Source organism: Mesobacillus foraminis (assembly GCF_004340465.1).
Taxonomy (GTDB): domain Bacteria; phylum Bacillota; class Bacilli; order Bacillales; family Cytobacillaceae; genus Mesobacillus_B; species Mesobacillus_B foraminis.
The window spans coordinates 160,246-178,062 of sequence record NZ_SLVV01000009.1 but is presented as its reverse complement, the minus strand read 5'-3'; the positions used below and the strand labels follow the sequence as shown (position 1 = coordinate 178,062).

General features: G+C 43.8%; 21 protein-coding genes. 1 reads left to right on the top strand and 20 read right to left on the bottom strand.

Annotated features, from left to right (window positions below; genetic code table 11):
- The 12 genes from EV146_RS17665 to EV146_RS17610 form a co-directional block, all read right to left on the bottom strand.
- Positions 1-837, bottom strand: a complete 837-nt coding sequence (locus EV146_RS17665) for a heptaprenyl diphosphate synthase component 1 (RefSeq protein ID WP_241993946.1) — start codon at positions 835-837, stop codon at positions 1-3.
- A gap of 211 nt (positions 838-1,048) precedes the next feature.
- Positions 1,049-1,282 (bottom strand): trp RNA-binding attenuation protein MtrB, encoded by a 234-nt coding sequence (mtrB, locus tag EV146_RS17660; protein ID WP_121612003.1) that lies wholly within the window; start codon positions 1,280-1,282, stop codon positions 1,049-1,051.
- Positions 1,283-1,363: 81 nt separating this feature from the next.
- Complete coding sequence (gene folE, locus EV146_RS17655; RefSeq protein ID WP_121612002.1) at positions 1,364-1,930, bottom strand: GTP cyclohydrolase I FolE; 567 nt, start codon at positions 1,928-1,930, stop codon at positions 1,364-1,366.
- A 200-nt stretch (positions 1,931-2,130) separates the two neighbouring features.
- On the bottom strand, positions 2,131-2,403 hold the full coding sequence (locus EV146_RS17650; protein WP_121612001.1) for an HU family DNA-binding protein: 273 nt from the start codon (positions 2,401-2,403) through the stop codon (positions 2,131-2,133).
- Positions 2,404-2,784: 381 nt separating this feature from the next.
- Positions 2,785-4,263 (bottom strand): stage IV sporulation protein A, encoded by a 1,479-nt coding sequence (spoIVA, locus tag EV146_RS17645; RefSeq protein ID WP_121612000.1) that lies wholly within the window; start codon positions 4,261-4,263, stop codon positions 2,785-2,787.
- 222 nt (positions 4,264-4,485) lie between these two features.
- Entirely contained in the window at positions 4,486-5,196 is a 711-nt protein-coding gene (locus EV146_RS17640) for a hypothetical protein (RefSeq protein WP_132008920.1), read from the bottom strand.
- A gap of 31 nt (positions 5,197-5,227) precedes the next feature.
- Complete coding sequence (locus tag EV146_RS17635) at positions 5,228-5,428, bottom strand: DUF2768 domain-containing protein (RefSeq protein ID WP_121611998.1); 201 nt, start codon at positions 5,426-5,428, stop codon at positions 5,228-5,230.
- A 246-nt stretch (positions 5,429-5,674) separates the two neighbouring features.
- On the bottom strand, positions 5,675-6,718 hold the full coding sequence (locus tag EV146_RS17630) for an NAD(P)H-dependent glycerol-3-phosphate dehydrogenase (protein WP_132008917.1): 1,044 nt from the start codon (positions 6,716-6,718) through the stop codon (positions 5,675-5,677).
- 99 nt (positions 6,719-6,817) lie between these two features.
- A complete protein-coding gene (der, locus tag EV146_RS17625; RefSeq protein ID WP_121611996.1) occupies positions 6,818-8,128 on the bottom strand; it encodes a ribosome biogenesis GTPase Der in 1,311 nt (436 codons plus the stop codon).
- 152 nt (positions 8,129-8,280) lie between these two features.
- Positions 8,281-8,466: a capping complex subunit for YIEGIA gene (locus EV146_RS17620; protein WP_121611995.1), complete on the bottom strand. Its 186-nt coding sequence runs from the start codon at positions 8,464-8,466 to the stop codon at positions 8,281-8,283.
- Positions 8,463-9,344 (bottom strand): YIEGIA family protein, encoded by an 882-nt coding sequence (locus EV146_RS17615; protein WP_132008914.1) that lies wholly within the window; start codon positions 9,342-9,344, stop codon positions 8,463-8,465. The genes EV146_RS17620 and EV146_RS17615 overlap by 4 nt, the downstream gene beginning before the upstream one ends.
- Positions 9,337-9,945, bottom strand: a complete 609-nt coding sequence (locus tag EV146_RS17610) for a YphA family membrane protein (protein WP_132008910.1) — start codon at positions 9,943-9,945, stop codon at positions 9,337-9,339. Before EV146_RS17610 ends, EV146_RS17615 begins: the two co-directional genes overlap by 8 nt.
- Before the next feature lie 107 nt (positions 9,946-10,052).
- Between EV146_RS17610 and EV146_RS17605 the strand changes: the two genes are divergently transcribed.
- The gene (locus tag EV146_RS17605; RefSeq protein WP_121611992.1) at positions 10,053-10,199 is read left to right on the top strand and encodes a YpzI family protein; all 147 of its coding nucleotides are present in this window, start codon (positions 10,053-10,055) and stop codon (positions 10,197-10,199) included.
- A gap of 456 nt (positions 10,200-10,655) precedes the next feature.
- Here EV146_RS17605 and fni read toward each other — a convergent pair whose 3' ends face one another.
- From fni to sleB, 8 genes are all read right to left on the bottom strand, one after another.
- On the bottom strand, positions 10,656-11,708 hold the full coding sequence (fni, locus tag EV146_RS17600; protein ID WP_132008907.1) for a type 2 isopentenyl-diphosphate Delta-isomerase: 1,053 nt from the start codon (positions 11,706-11,708) through the stop codon (positions 10,656-10,658).
- An 11-nt stretch (positions 11,709-11,719) separates the two neighbouring features.
- Positions 11,720-12,859, bottom strand: a complete 1,140-nt coding sequence (gene rpsA, locus EV146_RS17595) for a 30S ribosomal protein S1 (RefSeq protein WP_132008904.1) — start codon at positions 12,857-12,859, stop codon at positions 11,720-11,722.
- 148 nt (positions 12,860-13,007) lie between these two features.
- A complete protein-coding gene (locus EV146_RS17590; RefSeq protein WP_181215914.1) occupies positions 13,008-13,589 on the bottom strand; it encodes a lysophospholipid acyltransferase family protein in 582 nt (193 codons plus the stop codon).
- 2 nt (positions 13,590-13,591) lie between these two features.
- The gene (gene cmk, locus EV146_RS17585; protein ID WP_132008898.1) at positions 13,592-14,266 is read right to left on the bottom strand and encodes a (d)CMP kinase; all 675 of its coding nucleotides are present in this window, start codon (positions 14,264-14,266) and stop codon (positions 13,592-13,594) included.
- A 114-nt stretch (positions 14,267-14,380) separates the two neighbouring features.
- Positions 14,381-14,575, bottom strand: coding sequence for a YpfB family protein (locus EV146_RS17580; RefSeq protein WP_121613958.1), 195 nt, complete (start codon positions 14,573-14,575; stop codon positions 14,381-14,383).
- A 54-nt stretch (positions 14,576-14,629) separates the two neighbouring features.
- Positions 14,630-15,286 (bottom strand): flagellar brake protein, encoded by a 657-nt coding sequence (locus EV146_RS17575; RefSeq protein ID WP_132008895.1) that lies wholly within the window; start codon positions 15,284-15,286, stop codon positions 14,630-14,632.
- A gap of 293 nt (positions 15,287-15,579) precedes the next feature.
- Positions 15,580-16,932, bottom strand: a complete 1,353-nt coding sequence (gene ypeB / locus EV146_RS17570) for a germination protein YpeB (RefSeq protein WP_132008892.1) — start codon at positions 16,930-16,932, stop codon at positions 15,580-15,582.
- Between the two features lie 11 nt (positions 16,933-16,943).
- Positions 16,944-17,798, bottom strand: a complete 855-nt coding sequence (gene sleB / locus EV146_RS17565) for a spore cortex-lytic enzyme (protein ID WP_132008889.1) — start codon at positions 17,796-17,798, stop codon at positions 16,944-16,946.
- Positions 17,799-17,817: the final 19 nt, after the last annotated feature.

Below are 17,817 nucleotides of genomic sequence, written 5' to 3'. Positions count from 1 at the left end.
TTACCCTTCTTCCAAAATAATTTTTGACATGGATCGATGTTGGCCTAGAATTTCACCTAAGCGTTCTTCCAGAAGGCTTTCCAAGGCAGGCAGCTTCTTTAAAGCTGCTTCAATCATACTGATGGAGAAATCAATATATCGTTCACAGATGGATAATAGATATTTCTGCTGTTCAATAGAAAGCATGGCTAGCTCAAGGTTGCTTTTGGGAAAAGCCAGCTTTTTTAAACCTTCAAAAACAACGGAGCTGCCTGTTTGCACAAAGTTTTTTTCTTCCGCAATCATTCTTTTTATGAACAGCAGGTTCGATGCTAGCTCCTTCCATTCCTTGGCATTAAAGTATTCTGCCACCCTGCTTAGCAATGATGCTTCAATCAGCTTTACGCTGTTCATTAACTTATCGATTGCGTCGGCATCTTTTCGATAAACCAGAATTTTATGTTCATTTACCTCTTTAACGCCGGCGGCGAGTTCCTTAATCATTTCGACCTTCTGTGTTTCGGCCAGCATTTTATAATATAGCCCGCTGTAATAAGTGCCAGCCAGCACCGTTAACTGACGTTTTTTCAATTTCCCCGATTCTTCACCTGAATATGAATTATCTACATTTTCATGGGTGTCCAGGGCTATTTGCAAAAGCATTGCCGTAACGCTGTACTTTTCTATTTCATCCATACTCAGAGCCTGCTCGTCCAAAAGTGACACAAGCAATAATAGCTTATCTTCATCGATAACCGGAGCTGTAATATTGTCCAGGAGATACGGATGGAATAGTTTCTGTGTTAGCTGATTCCTTACGCCCGCCAATTTCATATGAAAATCTTGCAAATGTATCACCCTTGTCCATGAAAGTTAGAATTGATTAGCCAGAAACCCGCTGTTTTGGCAAAAATTAAACAGGCAAAAAAAGTGCCTTTATAATGTCATTTTTTATAATAAATACTATACAAAGCAGAGCAATTATAACATAATTTCTGGACAGCTTGGGAATGAAAACAAAATTAATGAATTCCGATAGATCCTGTAACCGCTCATTTTACAGGTTTATTTACTTTTTTTCGCTGTCAACTTCCCCATATGATGTCATAATTTTGGCATGGCCTCTTACTTTTATCGCTGATGTATGCTCTGTAAACTGTGCAATCATCACTTCGCCTTTATCCAGCTTTTCGGAGTGATGGAATCTGGTATCTGTTCCGCGTGTCAGTCCAATCACATTAACTCCATCTTCAATCGCTTTGATCACAATATAATCTGAATTGTGTGATGGCTTGTTTTCCATGATAACTCCCCCTTTTAGATTTATAAAGGCAAGGGTCACTTGCCTTTCAGTTACAGAAAGAGTCCTTTGGGTCCAGGAGCTCTACTCTTTAATAAGTGCCAGGATTTCTGAACGTGCACTTACATCTTTGGCAAGAGTTCCCCTGACAGCAGATGTTACAGTCTTGGATCCCGGTTTCTTTACGCCCCTCATCGTCATGCACATATGCTCAGCCTCAACCACAACCATTACTCCATGAGGGTCCAGTTTCTCCATGATTGCATTGGCTATTGTTGAAGTAATCCGTTCCTGAAGCTGTGGCCTCTTCGCCACCGCTTCCACTGCTCTGGCAAGCTTGCTGAGGCCTGTCACTTTGCCGCCGCGCGGGATATAGGCAACATGCGCTTTGCCAAAGAACGGAACTAAATGATGCTCACACATTGAATAAAACGGAATATCCTTTACAAGGACAAGCTCTTCATGATCCTCGCCAAAAATCGTTTCGAAATATTCCTTGGGATCCTGGTTCAAGCCTGCGAAGACTTCCTCATACATCCGGGCGACACGCTTTGGTGTATCAAGGAGACCTTCACGATTTGGGTCTTCTCCCACTGCTTCTAAAATTAAACGCACCGCTTCCTCTATTTGGGCGTGATTCACGTTGGCCATTCCACTTCCTCCTAAACATGTATGTCTATATTCTCTGCAATCGTTAATTATAACATTTCCATATTAGCATAATTATTTCTTACCAAGCAAAATAATAAAGTGGAACCCAGGTATAAAATAGCACAGCCTCTTCACATAATAAAAAGGCCGCTTTATTTGCGGCCTTTTTCTCAAGTATGCTTTTGCATATTTCTATGTAATTATTTCACTGCATCCTTAAGAGCCTTACCTGGTTTGAAAGCAGGCACTTTGCTGGCAGAGATTTCGATTTCATCACCAGTTTGCGGGTTGCGTCCTTTACGGGCAGCGCGCTCGCGAACCTCGAAGTTCCCAAAACCGATTAATTGCACCTTATCTCCGTTTTTTAAAGCATTTAAGATTGAATCAAAAACAGCGTCTACTGCTTTTGTTGCATCCTTCTTGGAAAGCTCACCAGCTTCTGCAACTGCATTGATTAGTTCTGTCTTGTTCATGCCATTCACCTCCTCCCAAAAAAATCCTGTACTATTGTTCAGAAAATAACTTGTTTAGTACCTTTCTAAACAAATAAAAGGAATTCTATACGTCGCCGGAACATTTTTCTAGCCATAATTAAAAAAATATGCAAAATCCATTCAAAAACATTGGGATTTTCCTCCAAAACCCTGTTATCACAAGGGTTTGAACGCCTGCAACGTTAATTCTGTTAAAAGATTATCACAATCATTTATGCTTATCAAGATAAAACCCTGAAATAATGGGAATCTTTTCTTATTCCCGCTGATTCGCGTGTCCCGCTTATCAATACCCTGTTGGATACTCAGCTAAACTGGATCAAAAGCTAAATAAAAAGACTCCTAATTGGAGTCTAAAGCTTACAGTATGATAGCGATTAAACCGCCTGAGCCTTCATTAATAATTCTTTCAAGTGTTTCTTTAAGCTTGTAGCGTGCATTCTCGGGCATAAGGGAGAGCTTTGCCGAAATGCCTTCTCTAACGATGGAGCTTAAGCTCCTGCCAAAAATATCAGAGTTCCAGATCGATAATGGATCATCCTCAAAATCCTGCATGAGATATCTCACGAGCTCTTCACTTTGTTTTTCTGTTCCTATGATTGGCGAAAACTCCGATTCAACATCAACTTTTATCATATGGATGGATGGTGCCACTGCTTTCAGCCGCACCCCAAACCTTGAACCCTGGCGGATGATTTCCGGCTCCTCGAGGCTCATGTCCGCCAAAGAAGGCGAGGCGATTCCATACCCAGTCTGTTTCACCATCTTGAGAGCATCAGATACCTGGTCGTATTCAGCCTTTGCATAAGCAAAGTCCTGCATCAGTTCCAACAAATGATCTTTGCCGCGTATCTCCACTCCGACAATTTCCTTAAGAATGTCATCGTAGAGATCATCAGGGGCAAATAAATCTATTTCCGCTACTCCCTGGCCCATTTCAATCCCGGCCAGCCCGGCACGTTCAATGAACTCAAAATCGCTGAAATGCTGGACAACCCTGTCTACATCACGCAGTCTCTTAATATCTTTAACCGTTTCTTTTACAGCTTCCTGATAACTTTCCCGCAGCCAGTGATTCTCCCTGAGCACCATCACCCAGCTCGGCAGATTCACATTCACCTCCAGCACCGGGAACTCATATAATGCCTCGCGCAGTACATTCAGTACATCGGATTCCCTCATGCTTTCGACACTCATTGAAAGGACAGGGATATCGTATTTTTCCGCTAGCTGGGTTCGGAGCGTCTCTGTATTCGGATGGTGGGGCTGGGCACTGTTTACAACCATGATAAACGGCTTTCCTACCTCTTTTAGCTCCTCAATGACCCGCTCCTCTGCCTCGATATAATCGAGGCGGGGAATATCCCCAATCGTACCGTCGGAAGTAATGACAACTCCTATGGTGGAATGCTCCTGGATCACCTTTCTTGTTCCAATTTCAGCAGCTTCGTGAAATGGAATAGGCTCTTCATACCATGGAGTATTGATCATCCGCGGCCCGTTTTCGTCCTCATATCCTTTTGCCCCTGGCACAGTATAGCCTACACAGTCCACCAGCCTGATATTAACATCAAGGCCTTCATCAACATGAATGGATGCAGCCTGGTTCGGAACAAACTTTGGCTCTGTTGTCATGATCGTCTTCCCGGCTGCACTTTGCGGCAATTCATCCTGGGCTCTTGCACGATCAGCTTCATTGTTTATATTCGGCAATACAACTAGCTCCATAAACTTCTTAATGAAAGTGGATTTGCCCGTCCTTACAGCACCGACAACTCCAAGATAGATATCGCCGCCTGTTCGTTCGGCAATATCCTTAAAAATATCTACCTTTTCCAAGTGATCCCCTCCTGAAATCTTGAGTTAGTGGGAAAATATCATCCTTATTGGTAATCTGGGACAATATATATTTATGATGTTGTCCTATGCTGATATGACATTTTTAAATAATTTTTTATTGATCTCCCACAGAAGGGCGGGCTCCGTTCCCACTGATTAAACTGTATGAAGGCAAAAAAAGACCCTTCTCCCACAATATATTTTGCAGAAGAAGGGTTATGCCTATTTCTCTAAAAAGATTGGTTCACCTGTCTCTTCATCAATTGTGTACGGCAAGGAAAAGCCCGGCACAAATTGAGAGTCTTCAACAAGGATATGGCGTATGTCCTCCCCCGGACTTACATCCTCGTCCCCGTCTTTCAGTTTTTGATATAGATCACTGCGGTAATCAACATAAACATCCCCATCACCTGTAATGATAAAGGGAAGATTTGCTCCCGTGTAAGGGCTGGCCGCTGCAGGAGCTTCTTTATATCCCAGCTTTTTAAAGTCGAGCGTAAAGGCATTTTTCCCAATTTGTTTTTTAAAAGGGGGATACTTCTTGGCCTTGATTCTAAGCTTAATATCCCTTATTGTCTCCGCCATCCGCAAATCCAGAAGCTTGACCGTGGGTTTAGTCTCGACATCGACTAGGACGTACTGGAATATTCCTCCGCTTTCGAATGCATTCCCCGGCGGCTCCGGCATATATCTGGGTACAATCCTTTGAAAATCAATTAAATATTTTTCATAGATTGGTGTATCCGCTTCCTTCGTCTTTATCGGAAGAATGCCGCTGTTATCTTCCCTGAATCCATCTACCGCTTTTTGGACACTTTCAAGTTGGACCTCATGCGGAATTCTATTTTGTGCGAGATTCTCTTCGGGATACATACACCCGCTGAGGATTAGAACGAGAAGAATGCATGGCAATAATACGAATAATTTCCTCATTTGGTTTCCTATCCTTTATAACTGTTATTCTCTATTCACTGGTAGGCCCGCTCATAACAACAAGAAAAATGATCAGTCCCGCTGCAAGCATCAGGATATATGCAATGACTGCAGTAAAGATTTTAAAGACTCCCTTTAATTTATAGCGGCTTAAATAGAGTGAAATGAGGGAAATGAACATAAAGCCCATCCCAACAAAAGAAACATACATTTTCAGCAAAGCTGGCGACAAAAAAACCACTCCCCTTTTCCGAGAAGTATTATAACATATATTTATGGATTCTGGACAAGGACAAAAAGGAGAGGCTGAACAAAAAAAACTGAGATAAAGAAGGGGCTGCTCCTTACCTCAGTTATAAGTGACTAAATAACCCTGACACCCGGTTCAAACCACCAGTTGCTTCGATGCATTGTATGCAGAATCCTGTGAAATCGCATCACCGAATGCCTATATTTATGAATTTAATCTCCAATTATTTCAGTCTGCCCCAAGAATATCCTCCAGGTCTTCCATTTCATGTGTCTTTCTCCGTGACATCAGGCCGTCCACTGCATCCTTGGGATTCATACCGTTGAACAGTACATCATAGAGAGCATCAGTGATCGGCATTCTAACATCATACTTTTTCGCAAGCTGATAGGCAGCCTTTGTTGTCCGTACACCCTCGACGACCATCCCCATGCTGGCCAATACTTCTTCAAGCTTTTGTCCCTTTCCCAGCATATTGCCGGCACGCCAATTCCGTGAATGGACGCTTGTACAAGTAACAATCAAGTCCCCGATGCCGGTTAGTCCTGAAAAGGTTAATGGACTTGCTCCCATTTTCACTCCCAGCCTGGCAATTTCAGCCAAACCCCTCGTAATTAAGGCAGCCTTGGCATTGTCCCCATAACCAAGACCATCAGAAATCCCTGCACCAAGTGCAATGATATTTTTGAGTGCTCCTCCAATTTCGACTCCGATGAGGTCTGGATTTGTGTATACGCGGAAATTTTGATTGATAAACAGGTCCTGAATTTTTTCTGCAGCCTCCATATTCTTTGCAGAAACCGTAACCGTCGTGGGGTGGCGCAGGCTGACTTCCTCAGCGTGGCTTGGCCCGGATAATACTACAACGTCCTCTAAGAGTTCCCCTGGCAGCTCTTCCTCAATCATTTCAGAGATTCTTAAAAGTGTGTCGGGCTCAATTCCCTTGCTGACATGTACGATGACCAAAGGTTCAGACTGGAATGCTGCAATCTTTTGCAACACTTCACGGATGGCTTTCGTTGGGACGGCAATAATGATGGTTTTAACATCGGCAAGGGTCTTTATTAAATCTGTATACCCTTGTATCAGCTCGGGAAGGTCGATTTCCGGCAGGTATTTCCTGTTTGTATGCTGGGCATTGATTTCTTCTATTAGTGCAGGATTATGGCCCCAAATCCTTACACTATGCCCGTTATCCGCCAGTACCATTGCCAGCGCCGTTCCCCAGCTTCCAGCGCCAATGACTGCCACATTTTCGGTCTTCTGCTCCATATAAACACAACCTTTTTTATATAATAAAAAAGTACTCCCGCTCAAGGGGTTTTATAAGGACTCGAGGCAAACGCATAACGCATGCCCCTCCTTCATTTTTTAACTTCTTTCCCTTGCGAAAATTTTAATTGGAGTGCCCTCAAAGCCAAATGCTTCCCTGATCCGGTTCTCCAGGAAACGCTGATAGGAAAAGTGCATAAGCTCGGGGTCATTTACAAATACGACAAACGCCGGGGGTTTTACAGCCACCTGGGTTGTATAATAAACCTTCAACCTTTTCCCTTTGTCAGCAGGCGCCGGATTTCTGGCAACCGCATCTGTAACCACTTCATTCAGGATGGTTGTCTGTACCCTCCTAGCGTGGTTTTCACTGGCAAGATTGATCATTGGCATTAAAGTATGGATGCGTTTTTTGGTTTTAGCCGACAAAAAGACGATTGGTGCATAGCTCAGGAACTGAAAATGCTCCCTGATGTTCTGTTCAAATTCCTTCATTGTCCTTTCATCTTTTTCTACAGCATCCCATTTATTAACGACAATGACAACAGCCCGTCCAGCCTCATGGGCATAGCCTGCGATATGTTTATCCTGCTCAATGATTCCTTCTTCCCCATCGAGGACTACCAGAACCACATCGGAACGCTCAATGGCACGCAATGCGCGCAAAACACTGTACTTCTCCGTCGTTTCGTACACTTTCCCTTTCTTTCTCATACCTGCAGTATCGATAATCACATAATCCTGGCCATCGTACTTGAGCGCCGAATCAATCGCATCTCTCGTGGTGCCTGCGATGTCACTGACGATTACCCTTTCTTCCCCAAGAATGGCGTTTGTAAGGGATGACTTGCCAACATTCGGGCGGCCGATTAGAGAAAACTTTATAACATCTTCATCATAATCTTTTTCATCGATTTTCGGGAAATGTTTTGCTACTTCATCAAGCAAATCGCCGAGCCCCAGGCCATGTGAGCCAGACACCGGGATTGGCTCTCCAAATCCCAAAGCATAAAAATCATAGATATCGTTGCGCATTTCCGGATTGTCCACTTTATTGACGGCAAGGACAACAGGCTTATTTGATCGGTAGAGAATTTTGGCCACTTCTTCGTCGGCCCCTGTAACTCCTTCTCTCCCATTAACCAGGAAAATTATTACATCCGCTTCATCAATTGCTATTTCGGCCTGCTGACGAATCTGTTCCAAAAATGGTTCGTCTCCTATATCAATGCCGCCTGTGTCAATAATGTTAAAGTCGTATGCCAGCCATTCCCCGGAACTGTATATCCGGTCTCTTGTGACGCCGGGTATGTCTTCAACTATGGAAATACGTTCACCAACGATTCGGTTAAAAATCGTCGATTTCCCTACATTCGGTCGACCAACGATCGCTACCACTGGTTTCGCCATGAACTTTTCACCCTTTCAAATTCACTAAATTCAATACTTTTTTTGTAAACCTTTTACTTCAATTTTTATGAAAGAAACCCTTCCTGTAATAGAAGGGTCTAACTAAAACAGTTTATCAAAAGGTTTGGTAGATAAGCAATGAAAAGCTATCATTAATGCTTGACTATTACATAAAGTTCTTCAGAAAGCCCATGAGCAATACCATCAAGGATTGCCTCCAGATTAGCCGCAAACGTCTCCATCTCCTCTTTGGAATCACAAAAAAATACACCCGTTCCCCCCGGTACCTTCTTGGGATTGGTTGTAATAACAGCGAGGATGTATTTCTCGAGGGTCATTTTTTATTCCCACCTTTCTCCGTCGGCATCCTGATCGCGTTTTCAAGAGTCGGCACCTGGCCAATTACTTTGATTGCTCTTTCTATGTCGCGCTCTTGGGGCAGGACAAATACACCGACCCTGCCATCATCAAGATCCCTTTTAGCAAGAGGCACCAGTGCAGGTGTACCCGAATCTCGATAAACGCCCAACGCCGTTGAGACATCGTGAAGAACAGCCTGCCGCTGTCCTAAATTGGCAATTGTTGACCTTGCATTGAACGTCTTAGGCTTTAAAATAAAACCCATCCCGTATTTCAGTACTTCTTTTTGCCTTTCCGGCAATCCAATATTCATAATATAAATATTGTCCACATATAGCCCTGCCCCTTCAAACCGGGGTTCAAAATACTCAATTTCCACTATATCCTTCAGTTTGCCTCCTGCCATCAATACCTTTGAAAGAACCATACAGAGTATGGCTAAAATGATCCCCATCCAAACATTAAAGATAAGGTATCCAAGCGTACTTATAAGTGAAGTGAAAATAACAAGGTAATTGCGGCTTTCAAAGGCAACAGCAATCCCTTCAATATACGTTTTCCCCCTCGTAACCAGCTCATAATGGTCCAATTCGGTTAGTGTGTTCCTTTCCATGTTCCTTACTTCCCTGAATTGGGAGGCAGCGATGGTCAGGAAGGTTACGGCAGTAAATTCTTCTTCGAGGATTGATGGTCCTGCAACAGCTCCCAAACCCGCAGCAATAAAGCCCAGAGCAATATGGATGATCTTGCCATGCAGGTAAGTGGGATACTGGCGATAATCAGTCCTTAACATAAACAGCCTGGATATGGTCCCGGCCAGCAGCCCGAAAACAATTGGAAGCGTATATTCATTCATGGTGTCTTTTGCTTCCCCCTCCCTGGTTTATATAGGTGCCCGCAACAAATGCAGTATGGCTTAAACCCGCCCAGACAGCCAACACGATAACACTTACGGCTAAAATATCCAAAAAAGCATGAGTGGCCACTGGATAAGGAAATAACAGTCTCTTCATTAAAATGGAATAGACAATTTCGCCTTGAAGGAGTCCCGAAACTAAAATAGAGATCCTCATCCGAATATTTGACTGCAGAAACGAACATATACACACGCTTGTTAAAGCAACCATCCAAATTCGGTCAAATATCACCCAAATCGGGTCAAACAGTTCAAATAACAAAAAACTGACATATGCCAGCATCACAATGAACGCTGAAACAAAAAAACTGAAAAAAGCCCTTTTCCGCAGCGATGCCGTTTCATGCAGTATGTAGGCCATCAAAATAAGTGCAGAAACCTGCATTTCAATCCCTCCATAGGCTATGCCATAAGGAGATGCCACGATTAATAAAAGCAAGCCCAATGAAAGTTTAAAACGATACACGTTCTTTTTATCCATTAGGAAAGTTGCCCACACCCAGCCTATCCAGGCAAACAGAAAGAACCATAATCCATCCATCCTTATTACCCTCCTATTATTTCCATTATGGCTGAGTGCTATGTACTTTAATCTTCTTTGTATAATCTTTTTTGAAAGTTCCATGTTATAAATAGGAGGTGGAAGAGATGGGAAACAACGACAGACAGATGAAAAAATTAAACCGAAGCGGACGGGTTGAGTCCGACCGGGACCAGGCCCTGCATTATCCTGGTGCTACCAAAATGCAAAGCCCCGAAGAAGCAAGGAGACTAAACGACGGGAAACAGAGCTGATTTTTTCCGTAGAGCCTGCTAAATATGCATTATAAAAAAAACTTCTACGCGTGTTAGAAGTTTGAATTTGCCGACAAAAAAGGTTCGGAATGATCTCATTCCGAACCCTTTTTGATTTCATTGAGTTTTGAACATCAACTCTTAACCGCATAACCAGGATGTTAATGTCCACTGGTTATTAAGGCAGCCGGATGTTTTATGCCTAATGAGAGAAAGTTAGAAGTCAGAACTAAAAGAATGTTAAAAAGAAAAAGCCCTAGGGTTACACAGACTGTTTTGAACTGGGAGTTTGTCTTTACTGTCTTTACTGGCCCCCGGCTCTCCAGGTGGCCAGTAAACGCCTCACCGGCGCTCTCTTCGTGTTATAACGTCTACGAACCTTCTGGCCCACCGCTAACAGTTAGAGGACATCTAAACTTAATTTTAACCGGTTTAAAGTCTACTGGGCATAGCCTGCTATTTTCTCCGGCTGTATGTACTGGTGTCAATTCCTCTCTCGTTGAGCCAGTGCCATGTAGGCCCTGAAATAACAAGAGGAGCAGTCTGCAGATCCGCAATGGTTTTCGCACCCAAAGCTGTCATGATGTACGCTATTTCTTCATGCAGCTGGTTAATTTCCTTCACAAGTTCATCGACCCCTGATTCAAGCAGAATCCTGAGAAATTGTCCTGCAAGTCCCGCCGCATTGGCCCCCAATGCAATAGCCTTCGCAACATCCAGGCTGTTTTGAATTCCTCCCGAAGCAATAATAGGCTGTGTTTGAGTTATATTCCTGGCTTCAGCTATAGAAACAGCGGTGGGGATTCCCCATCCTTCAAAAAAATCCAGCCTGGTTTTTCGCCGGTTATTTTCAATCGAGGCAAAGTTAGTACCCCCAAAGCCTCCCACATCTATCGCCATTGCTCCAGCATCCAAAAGTTTTTCTACTGTTTCTGCTCCCATTCCAAAACCTGTTTCTTTGACAATTAATGGAACATCAATTTTGCCGGCAATTTCTTCTATCCTGGCTAAAACCCCTGTAAAATCCCGGTCACCTTCCGGCATGGTTAATTCCTGTACAACATTTAAGTGAAGCTGCAAGGCATCAGCTCCAATCATATCCACCGCCTGCTTTGCCTGTTCCACTGAAGCTTCACTTCCCAGGTTGGCAAAAATAATACCTTCAGGATATTCCTTTCGAACAATTTCATAGGTCTGCCTTTCGGAAGCATCCTTTAATGCAGACATTTGGGAGCCAACAGCTATTCCCACGCCAGTCTCTCTGGCGGCAATTGCCAGCTTGCGATTGATATCCAGTGTCCGATCCCCGCCACCGCCTGTCATTGCATTGATAAAAATTGGCGAACTTAAACTAAGTTCGCCAATCTCCGTATGCAAATTTATCGAGTCAAGCGATGTGCCTGGCAAACTCTGGTGGACAAATGAAACGTCGTCCAATCCGGCAGTTCGCAGCTGGCCGGTTTCCAGGGCCAGCCGAATGTGGTCCCATTTCCGTTTAGATCTCGACAAATTCATCACCATTATCGTTTCAGATTCTTAAGCTTGTCTCCAATCATTTCACCCAATTGGAAGCCCTTTGACTCTTCCGGAAGCTCATAATCGGTTGCTTCCTGCTCTTCTTTCGGTTCAAATTCCTTCATGCTTAAAGAAAGGCGCTGCTCTTCTTTGTTTACATCAAGGACTTTCACTTTGACTTCCTGGCCTTCGCTTAATACTTCATGAGGCGTCCCGATATGACGATTCGAAATCTGCGAAATATGAACAAGTCCCTCAACCCCAGGGAACACTTCTACAAAAGCTCCGTAAGAAACCAGTCTTTTCACGGTTCCTTCCAATGTGCTTCCTTTGGAGGCTTTTTCCTCAATATCAGACCATGGCCCAGGCAAGGTTTCCTTAATAGACAAAGAAATTCTCTCGTTATCACGGTCAACGCTTAAAACTTTAACCTGAACTTGCTGTCCTTCCTGAACAACATCCGATGGTTTTTCAACATGTTCATGGGACAGCTGGGAAATGTGAACGAGCCCATCAATTCCGCCGATGTCAACGAACGCACCGAAATCAGTGATTCGCTGCACCGTTCCATCAAGTACTTCGCCCGCCTGTAGGGAATCCAGCAGGCCTTGCTTTTTCTTGCTCTGCTCCTGCTCCACTACGGCACGGTGGGAAAGGATCAAGCGGTTCTTATCTTTGTCAAGCTCCACAATTTTAAAGCTAAGTTCTTTCCCTTTGTAATCGGAAAAATCCTCAACGAAGTGCGCTTCTACCAAAGAAGCCGGAACGAAACCGCGAACGCCCAGGTCTACAACCAGACCGCCCTTAACTACATCCTTAACTTCCGCATCGAAGATCTCTCCACTTTCAAACTTTTCCTGCAAGACATCCCAGGCTTTCGTTGCATCTACTTTTCGCTTTGAAAGAATAAGAGCATCCTCTTCCACTTTAAGGACTTCAAGTTCGAGTTCATCCCCTTCTTTCACAGCATCTTCCGCTTTTTCAATATGAAGGCTTGAAAGCTCGCTAATTGGAATGATTCCGTCCAATTTGCTGTTTTCGATGTTGACAATAACCTGTTTTTCCTCAACCTTGGTCACTTGTGCTGTTACACGGTCACCTGCTTCGAAATTTTGCACTTCAATTTGGTTCATATCTTCTGACATATGTACTCCTCCTTAATCCATAACTGCTCCTATAAAAATATAGAAATGTGACGACAGCATCACATTTATAAACAATAACAGAGAAATCCGAAAAGAATCCCTTTTCACTAACTTCTTATAAATGAGTTTTTTTGTCAAGCAAGAAACCCTATTTGTTTTCCAATAACAGTTTACGGATTTCATCCATAATTAATTCACTTGCCGCCTCTGCAGACCCTTTGTTTGCTCGTATGGCATCCATATCAATAGGTTTGCCGTAAGCAACCTTCAGCTTACGAAATGGCTTATAGGGCCCTATAATGGCACAGGGGACGACAGACGCTTCAGTCCGGAGGGCGAAAAAGCCGGCACCTGCCAGTCCCTTTCCCAATTCTCCTGTCTTGCTTCTTGTTCCCTCTGGAAACAATCCTAAAACCTTTCCTTCCTTTAAAATTGACAATCCTTTTCTTAATGCCTCCCGATCACTCAACCCCCGCTTAACCGGGAAAGCATTCACATGGGGTACTATTTTTCCAAGAACAGGGACAGAAAAAAGCTCTGCCTTTGCCATAAAGTGTACTGGCCGCGGGGCCATTGCCCCAACGACAAGCGGGTCAAAATTATCAATATGATTGGTACAAAGAAGGACTCCTCCCTCTGATGGAAAGTTTTCTCCCCCAATTACTTCTATCCGGTATAAAGGTTTAAACACTCCATACACGACTGACTTGGCAAAATCATAAAAGGTCAAATTCATCCGATCCTTTCCAGGGCCAGCTTCATGATTCTATCAACCACTTGTTGGATGGACAGGGAAGTAGTATCAATTTCCACTGCGTCTTGGGCCTTTTTTAATGGGGCTATTTCTCGTTCCGAGTCGATTTTGTCTCTTAATGCAATCTCTTCTTTGAGTTTTTCAAGATTGGAGGGATATCCTTTTTCGATATTTTCCGAATGTCTCCGCTGCGCTCTCTCTTCCACACTCGCAAGCAGGAAGACCTTCACTTCAGCGTTGGGAAGAACATGAGTGCCGATGTCCCGGCCATCCATGACGACTCCGCCATTTGCTGCAAGCTGCTGCTGCCTGCGGACCATTTCCATTCGGACTCCCGGATGGACAGCAGCATAGGATACACTATTCGTAACCTGAGCTGTTCTGATATCCGCTGAGACATCCTGCCCGTCCAATAATACAATCTGGCCAGACTTTCCAGGCAATAGCTGGATATTGGTATCGTTAAGGATTTCGAGCACTTCACTTTCACTGTGAAGGTCTGCACCTTTCATAATGGACTTGTATGTAAGCGCCCTGTACATGGCTCCTGTATCTATATATACATATTCAAGCCCCTCAGCGACAATTTTTGCAACGGTGCTTTTCCCTGCAGCTGCCGGGCCGTCAATAGCAATTGATAATCTGTTATTCATAATGCCTCCTGTAACCCTACACGATGTATTGATTCGTTCTCTTTATTTTAACACAAGAAAAGATTCTACTTACAATAAAAAGCGGAACCGCTGGTTGAAAAAAAAGAAAGCAGGTCAATTTCCTGCTTGGCTGCTGTTCCAGATTGTCTCTACAGTGTCCGAGTTTTTTTCTTTTACAATTCCTTCGTATTGTGTCAGGACTTTAAGTTCCGGAAAAACGTTAAGCTGATGAAAAAAAAGCTGAGCGGCCACCAAAAAGATAAATTGAATGAGCGCAGCCTTAATCAAAATTCTTTCTATCGTCTTCACAACCCCACCTCTTTCCTCCCTATTATGGGAAGAAAATTCCATTATTATGCTTGTTTAAACTGGTAGGCCTTTTTTTCTTAATTCCAGCTGACGTTCGAAGCAAAAGCGAAGGAGCAGCTGCCGATCCAGCCCGGATGCACCCACAAATTGAACGGATATCCTGTTCATCCCGGGAAAGGCCTCATTGACTCTGATAACCTTGCCTTTAAACCGCTTGTATTCGCACTCCCCATTCTGCATAGGAAGGACAAATAAACAGCTTACAGTCATGCCTGGTTTGATTGGAGCACTCTGGCTTGCAAGGATCGCGGCTCCCCCGGCGCTGATATCGTCTGTAACAGCTGTAAATGGGGCTGAATCACCGAAAGGCTGTATAGACACATCCAGAGAAGTTTCAACTCGGACATACTGCCGGCGCTGGATTTTCACCAAACCTTCTTCTCCTGGAAATGAAAGGATCAACATGGGGATTCCCTGTTTCTTTCTCCCTTTTATTTCGGTTTGAAAATAATACTGGCCGCCATTCCCGCTTGCAAAAACGGCTCTTAAAGGGGTGCGGTCAAGCAGATACACAGTTTTCCCTGTACCAATATTAATCGGATAATCTATATATAGATCATTGCCGATCCTTTCAACAAGTTTACATTTATAACGTTCCGAGGAATTTGAAAATTGATGTTCCAGAGTTAGTACATCCCCAATTTTTAACATATGCTGGCCACACTTCCTATTTACCTTTTGAAATTCCTTCCATAATTATTACTGAAAAAAAACGGATCCGCAAGAGTTGTTTTTTGAACAAATGTTTCAGCCTGCACTGTTGCTCTTTGCAGCGGAGGTTGGTTGTACAGGGTGATCAAACCTCCATTCCCTTATCCGATTCTCATAACCGATTTCTCCTGCAGTCCCTGCTTGGCCTTCATAAATATAAAAGGTATCCTAAAAACAGACACCGACCCATAATTGAGCCAGACAAGAAAAAAGGAAAAGCGAAACGCTCTTCCTTAAACGGCATCCTCATAAATCGGTTCTGCATTTTCAAGCTTTTGAACTTTTTCCTCTGCACCGCTTTCAGCATTGATAAAAATACGGTAGGTGTCATCGCCAAGCACCCCAGTAAATTCATGGCACAGGACCTCCTGATTCAGATCATTTAGAATGATTGAACGGCCTTCTTCCATAATCTTTACATTTGGATTTACTTTAGTCTTCGCTTCCTTGGCGCTCATCCTGGCCTCCGGGATTTCACGGGAATGGTGGGACTTCAGGTAGTCCTCTGCTGAAAATCCAATAATGTCCCCATTATCAAGTGCCACTTTTACCCTGATCGAATCCGGATAGATTCTTGTTCCATCCTGACTTCCAATGAATGTGAAGACACCGGTATTATCATATTGAGCACTTTCAAATAGGTCAAGGTTCGTGAATCTGTTTTCCTTCAAGAATGCAATCGCCTTGTTGCTGGCATCATTTAGGCTGATACTTTGTTTTTTTACTTCCCTTGAAGCAATGAACCAGATAGGATATCCGCCTTTTTTGGTGATATCCATAGAAGATTCCGTCCTGGTACCACGGTCTTCCATCGAGATGCTGTAGAAACCGAAATGGGATCCTTTACCGTTCTCCGTAACTTTGGTTTCAACTTTCTTCCCTCTTGGAGCAGCCCACTTTTTTGCCATACTGACTGCTTCCTTTTGGGTAATTGTTTTCCCTTTTAGCTTCTTAAACTGATCATCGTCCTTTTGCATACTGACCATCCCGGGTCCAAATTCAGTCTCTGAGTAGCTTTCGACTGTTTTTTCTACCGTTTGGAAACCATCAATAATTGTGTTATCGGCGTTTTCCTTCCCGGACGCAAGAGCAAGCTCTACATCCATCCAGGTCAGGTTGTTTTCCAGGACCGTATGCTGGACTTCCCTAAGGTCATTCTGGATATTGGCTGACTCTTTATAAAGCTTTTGGAGTGTTTGGTATTCCTGGTCTGTAAGCGGCTCCTTATCAAGATCACGCACTGCGGCTTTATAGGTAAAGTTGCCTATATTCGCAAGAAACTCTTCTGTCTTATTGAATGGGACCAGTGTCAAAGGAAGCTGTCCCACATCGTTATGCGCTTCAGAGGTAATTTTCCACACTTCCGCCAGTGCCGGGGATAGGGAGCTGCGTGAGTTCATAGCTAAAGACGTTCCAATTTTATCATGGAGCAAATCAATTTGATAGCTCAGGTCATGAAAGGCGCGCTGGTAATTGTTTTCAGCATTCTGCAGAATGGCATTTTTTTCTTTGTGCTCCTGGTAGCCCCAAAATGCTGTACCCGCTATTCCTATTGTCAAAACTGCAATGATAATTCCTCTAAGCAAATCGTTCACCCCTATTTACAAAAGATATGTTTTCCGATTCGTTTGATTTGCGGCCTGCCCCAGATCCATGGGCTCGTAGCCGTATCAGGGTTAAAATAATATGTTGCACTCCCTGTAGGATCCCAGCCATTAATGGCATCAAGTACAGCTTTTTTTGCGGTTTCATTAGGTGTCAGCCAAATTTGCCCATCTGCTACTGCAGTAAAGGCCAAGGGCTCAAAGATGACTCCTGACACAGTATTGGGAAAGGTTGAGCTTTCCACCCTGTTTAAAATAACTGCCGCTACAGCTACCTGGCCAGTATAGGGCTCCCCTCTTGCTTCACCGTAAACGGCATTTGCCATCAGCTGGATATCATTCTGAGAAAATCCGTTTGGCTTGTTGGCCGCAGTGACTTTGGCAGGTGCTGGTGCTGTGTTATTTTTGGGCGCCCCTTGATTACCTCTCTGCGGCGCCGGCTTATTAGCCCCTTTGGGAGCTGCCTGCTTCTTAATATCGGTGCCACCGTAATGCGTAAATTTATTTCCTTTGTTCAACTGTTCCTTTACATGCTCCCTATTGTATTTAGAAGCCTTCACCAGTTTATTTTTGGTTGTTTGTCCTGCAAGCCCGTCTATTTCCATTCCAAATTCGTATTGAAAGTTTCTCAGGGCCCAATATGTGCCCCACCCAAAAACACCGTCGATCTTCCCGTTGTAGAACCCGAGATATTGAAGCCTGGACTGCAATTCAATGACATCATCTCCTACTGCTCCCTGCTGTATGACCTGGTTGGAAAATGCCTCTGCCTTTTGCGTAAAACTGCTGCAAGGAATCAGCGCGGCAATAAAAACAAGGATGGCAAACAATTTAAGAAAAGATTTCATTTCGATAACCCCCCCATGA

Excerpts from the sequence above, each read along its gene's own strand:
- mtrB (WP_121612003.1), bottom strand. The coding sequence starts at position 1,282 with ATGGAAAACAAGCCATCACACAATTCAGATTATATTGTGATCAAAGCG.
- folE (WP_121612002.1), bottom strand. The coding sequence starts at position 1,930 with ATGGCCAACGTGAATCACGCCCAAATAGAGGAAGCGGTGCGTTTAATT.
- EV146_RS17650 (WP_121612001.1), bottom strand. The coding sequence starts at position 2,403 with ATGAACAAGACAGAACTAATCAATGCAGTTGCAGAAGCTGGTGAGCTT.
- EV146_RS17640 (WP_132008920.1), bottom strand. The coding sequence starts at position 5,196 with ATGAGGAAATTATTCGTATTATTGCCATGCATTCTTCTCGTTCTAATC.
- EV146_RS17630 (WP_132008917.1), bottom strand. The coding sequence starts at position 6,718 with ATGGAGCAGAAGACCGAAAATGTGGCAGTCATTGGCGCTGGAAGCTGG.
- der (WP_121611996.1), bottom strand. The coding sequence starts at position 8,128 with ATGGCGAAACCAGTGGTAGCGATCGTTGGTCGACCGAATGTAGGGAAA.
- EV146_RS17620 (WP_121611995.1), bottom strand. The coding sequence starts at position 8,466 with ATGACCCTCGAGAAATACATCCTCGCTGTTATTACAACCAATCCCAAG.
- EV146_RS17615 (WP_132008914.1), bottom strand. The coding sequence starts at position 9,344 with ATGAATGAATATACGCTTCCAATTGTTTTCGGGCTGCTGGCCGGGACC.
- EV146_RS17610 (WP_132008910.1), bottom strand. The coding sequence starts at position 9,945 with ATGGATGGATTATGGTTCTTTCTGTTTGCCTGGATAGGCTGGGTGTGG.
- EV146_RS17605 (WP_121611992.1), top strand. The coding sequence starts at position 10,053 with ATGGGAAACAACGACAGACAGATGAAAAAATTAAACCGAAGCGGACGG.
- rpsA (WP_132008904.1), bottom strand. The coding sequence starts at position 12,859 with ATGTCAGAAGATATGAACCAAATTGAAGTGCAAAATTTCGAAGCAGGT.
- cmk (WP_132008898.1), bottom strand. The coding sequence starts at position 14,266 with ATGAATAACAGATTATCAATTGCTATTGACGGCCCGGCAGCTGCAGGG.
- EV146_RS17575 (WP_132008895.1), bottom strand. The coding sequence starts at position 15,286 with ATGTTAAAAATTGGGGATGTACTAACTCTGGAACATCAATTTTCAAAT.
- sleB (WP_132008889.1), bottom strand. The coding sequence starts at position 17,798 with ATGAAATCTTTTCTTAAATTGTTTGCCATCCTTGTTTTTATTGCCGCG.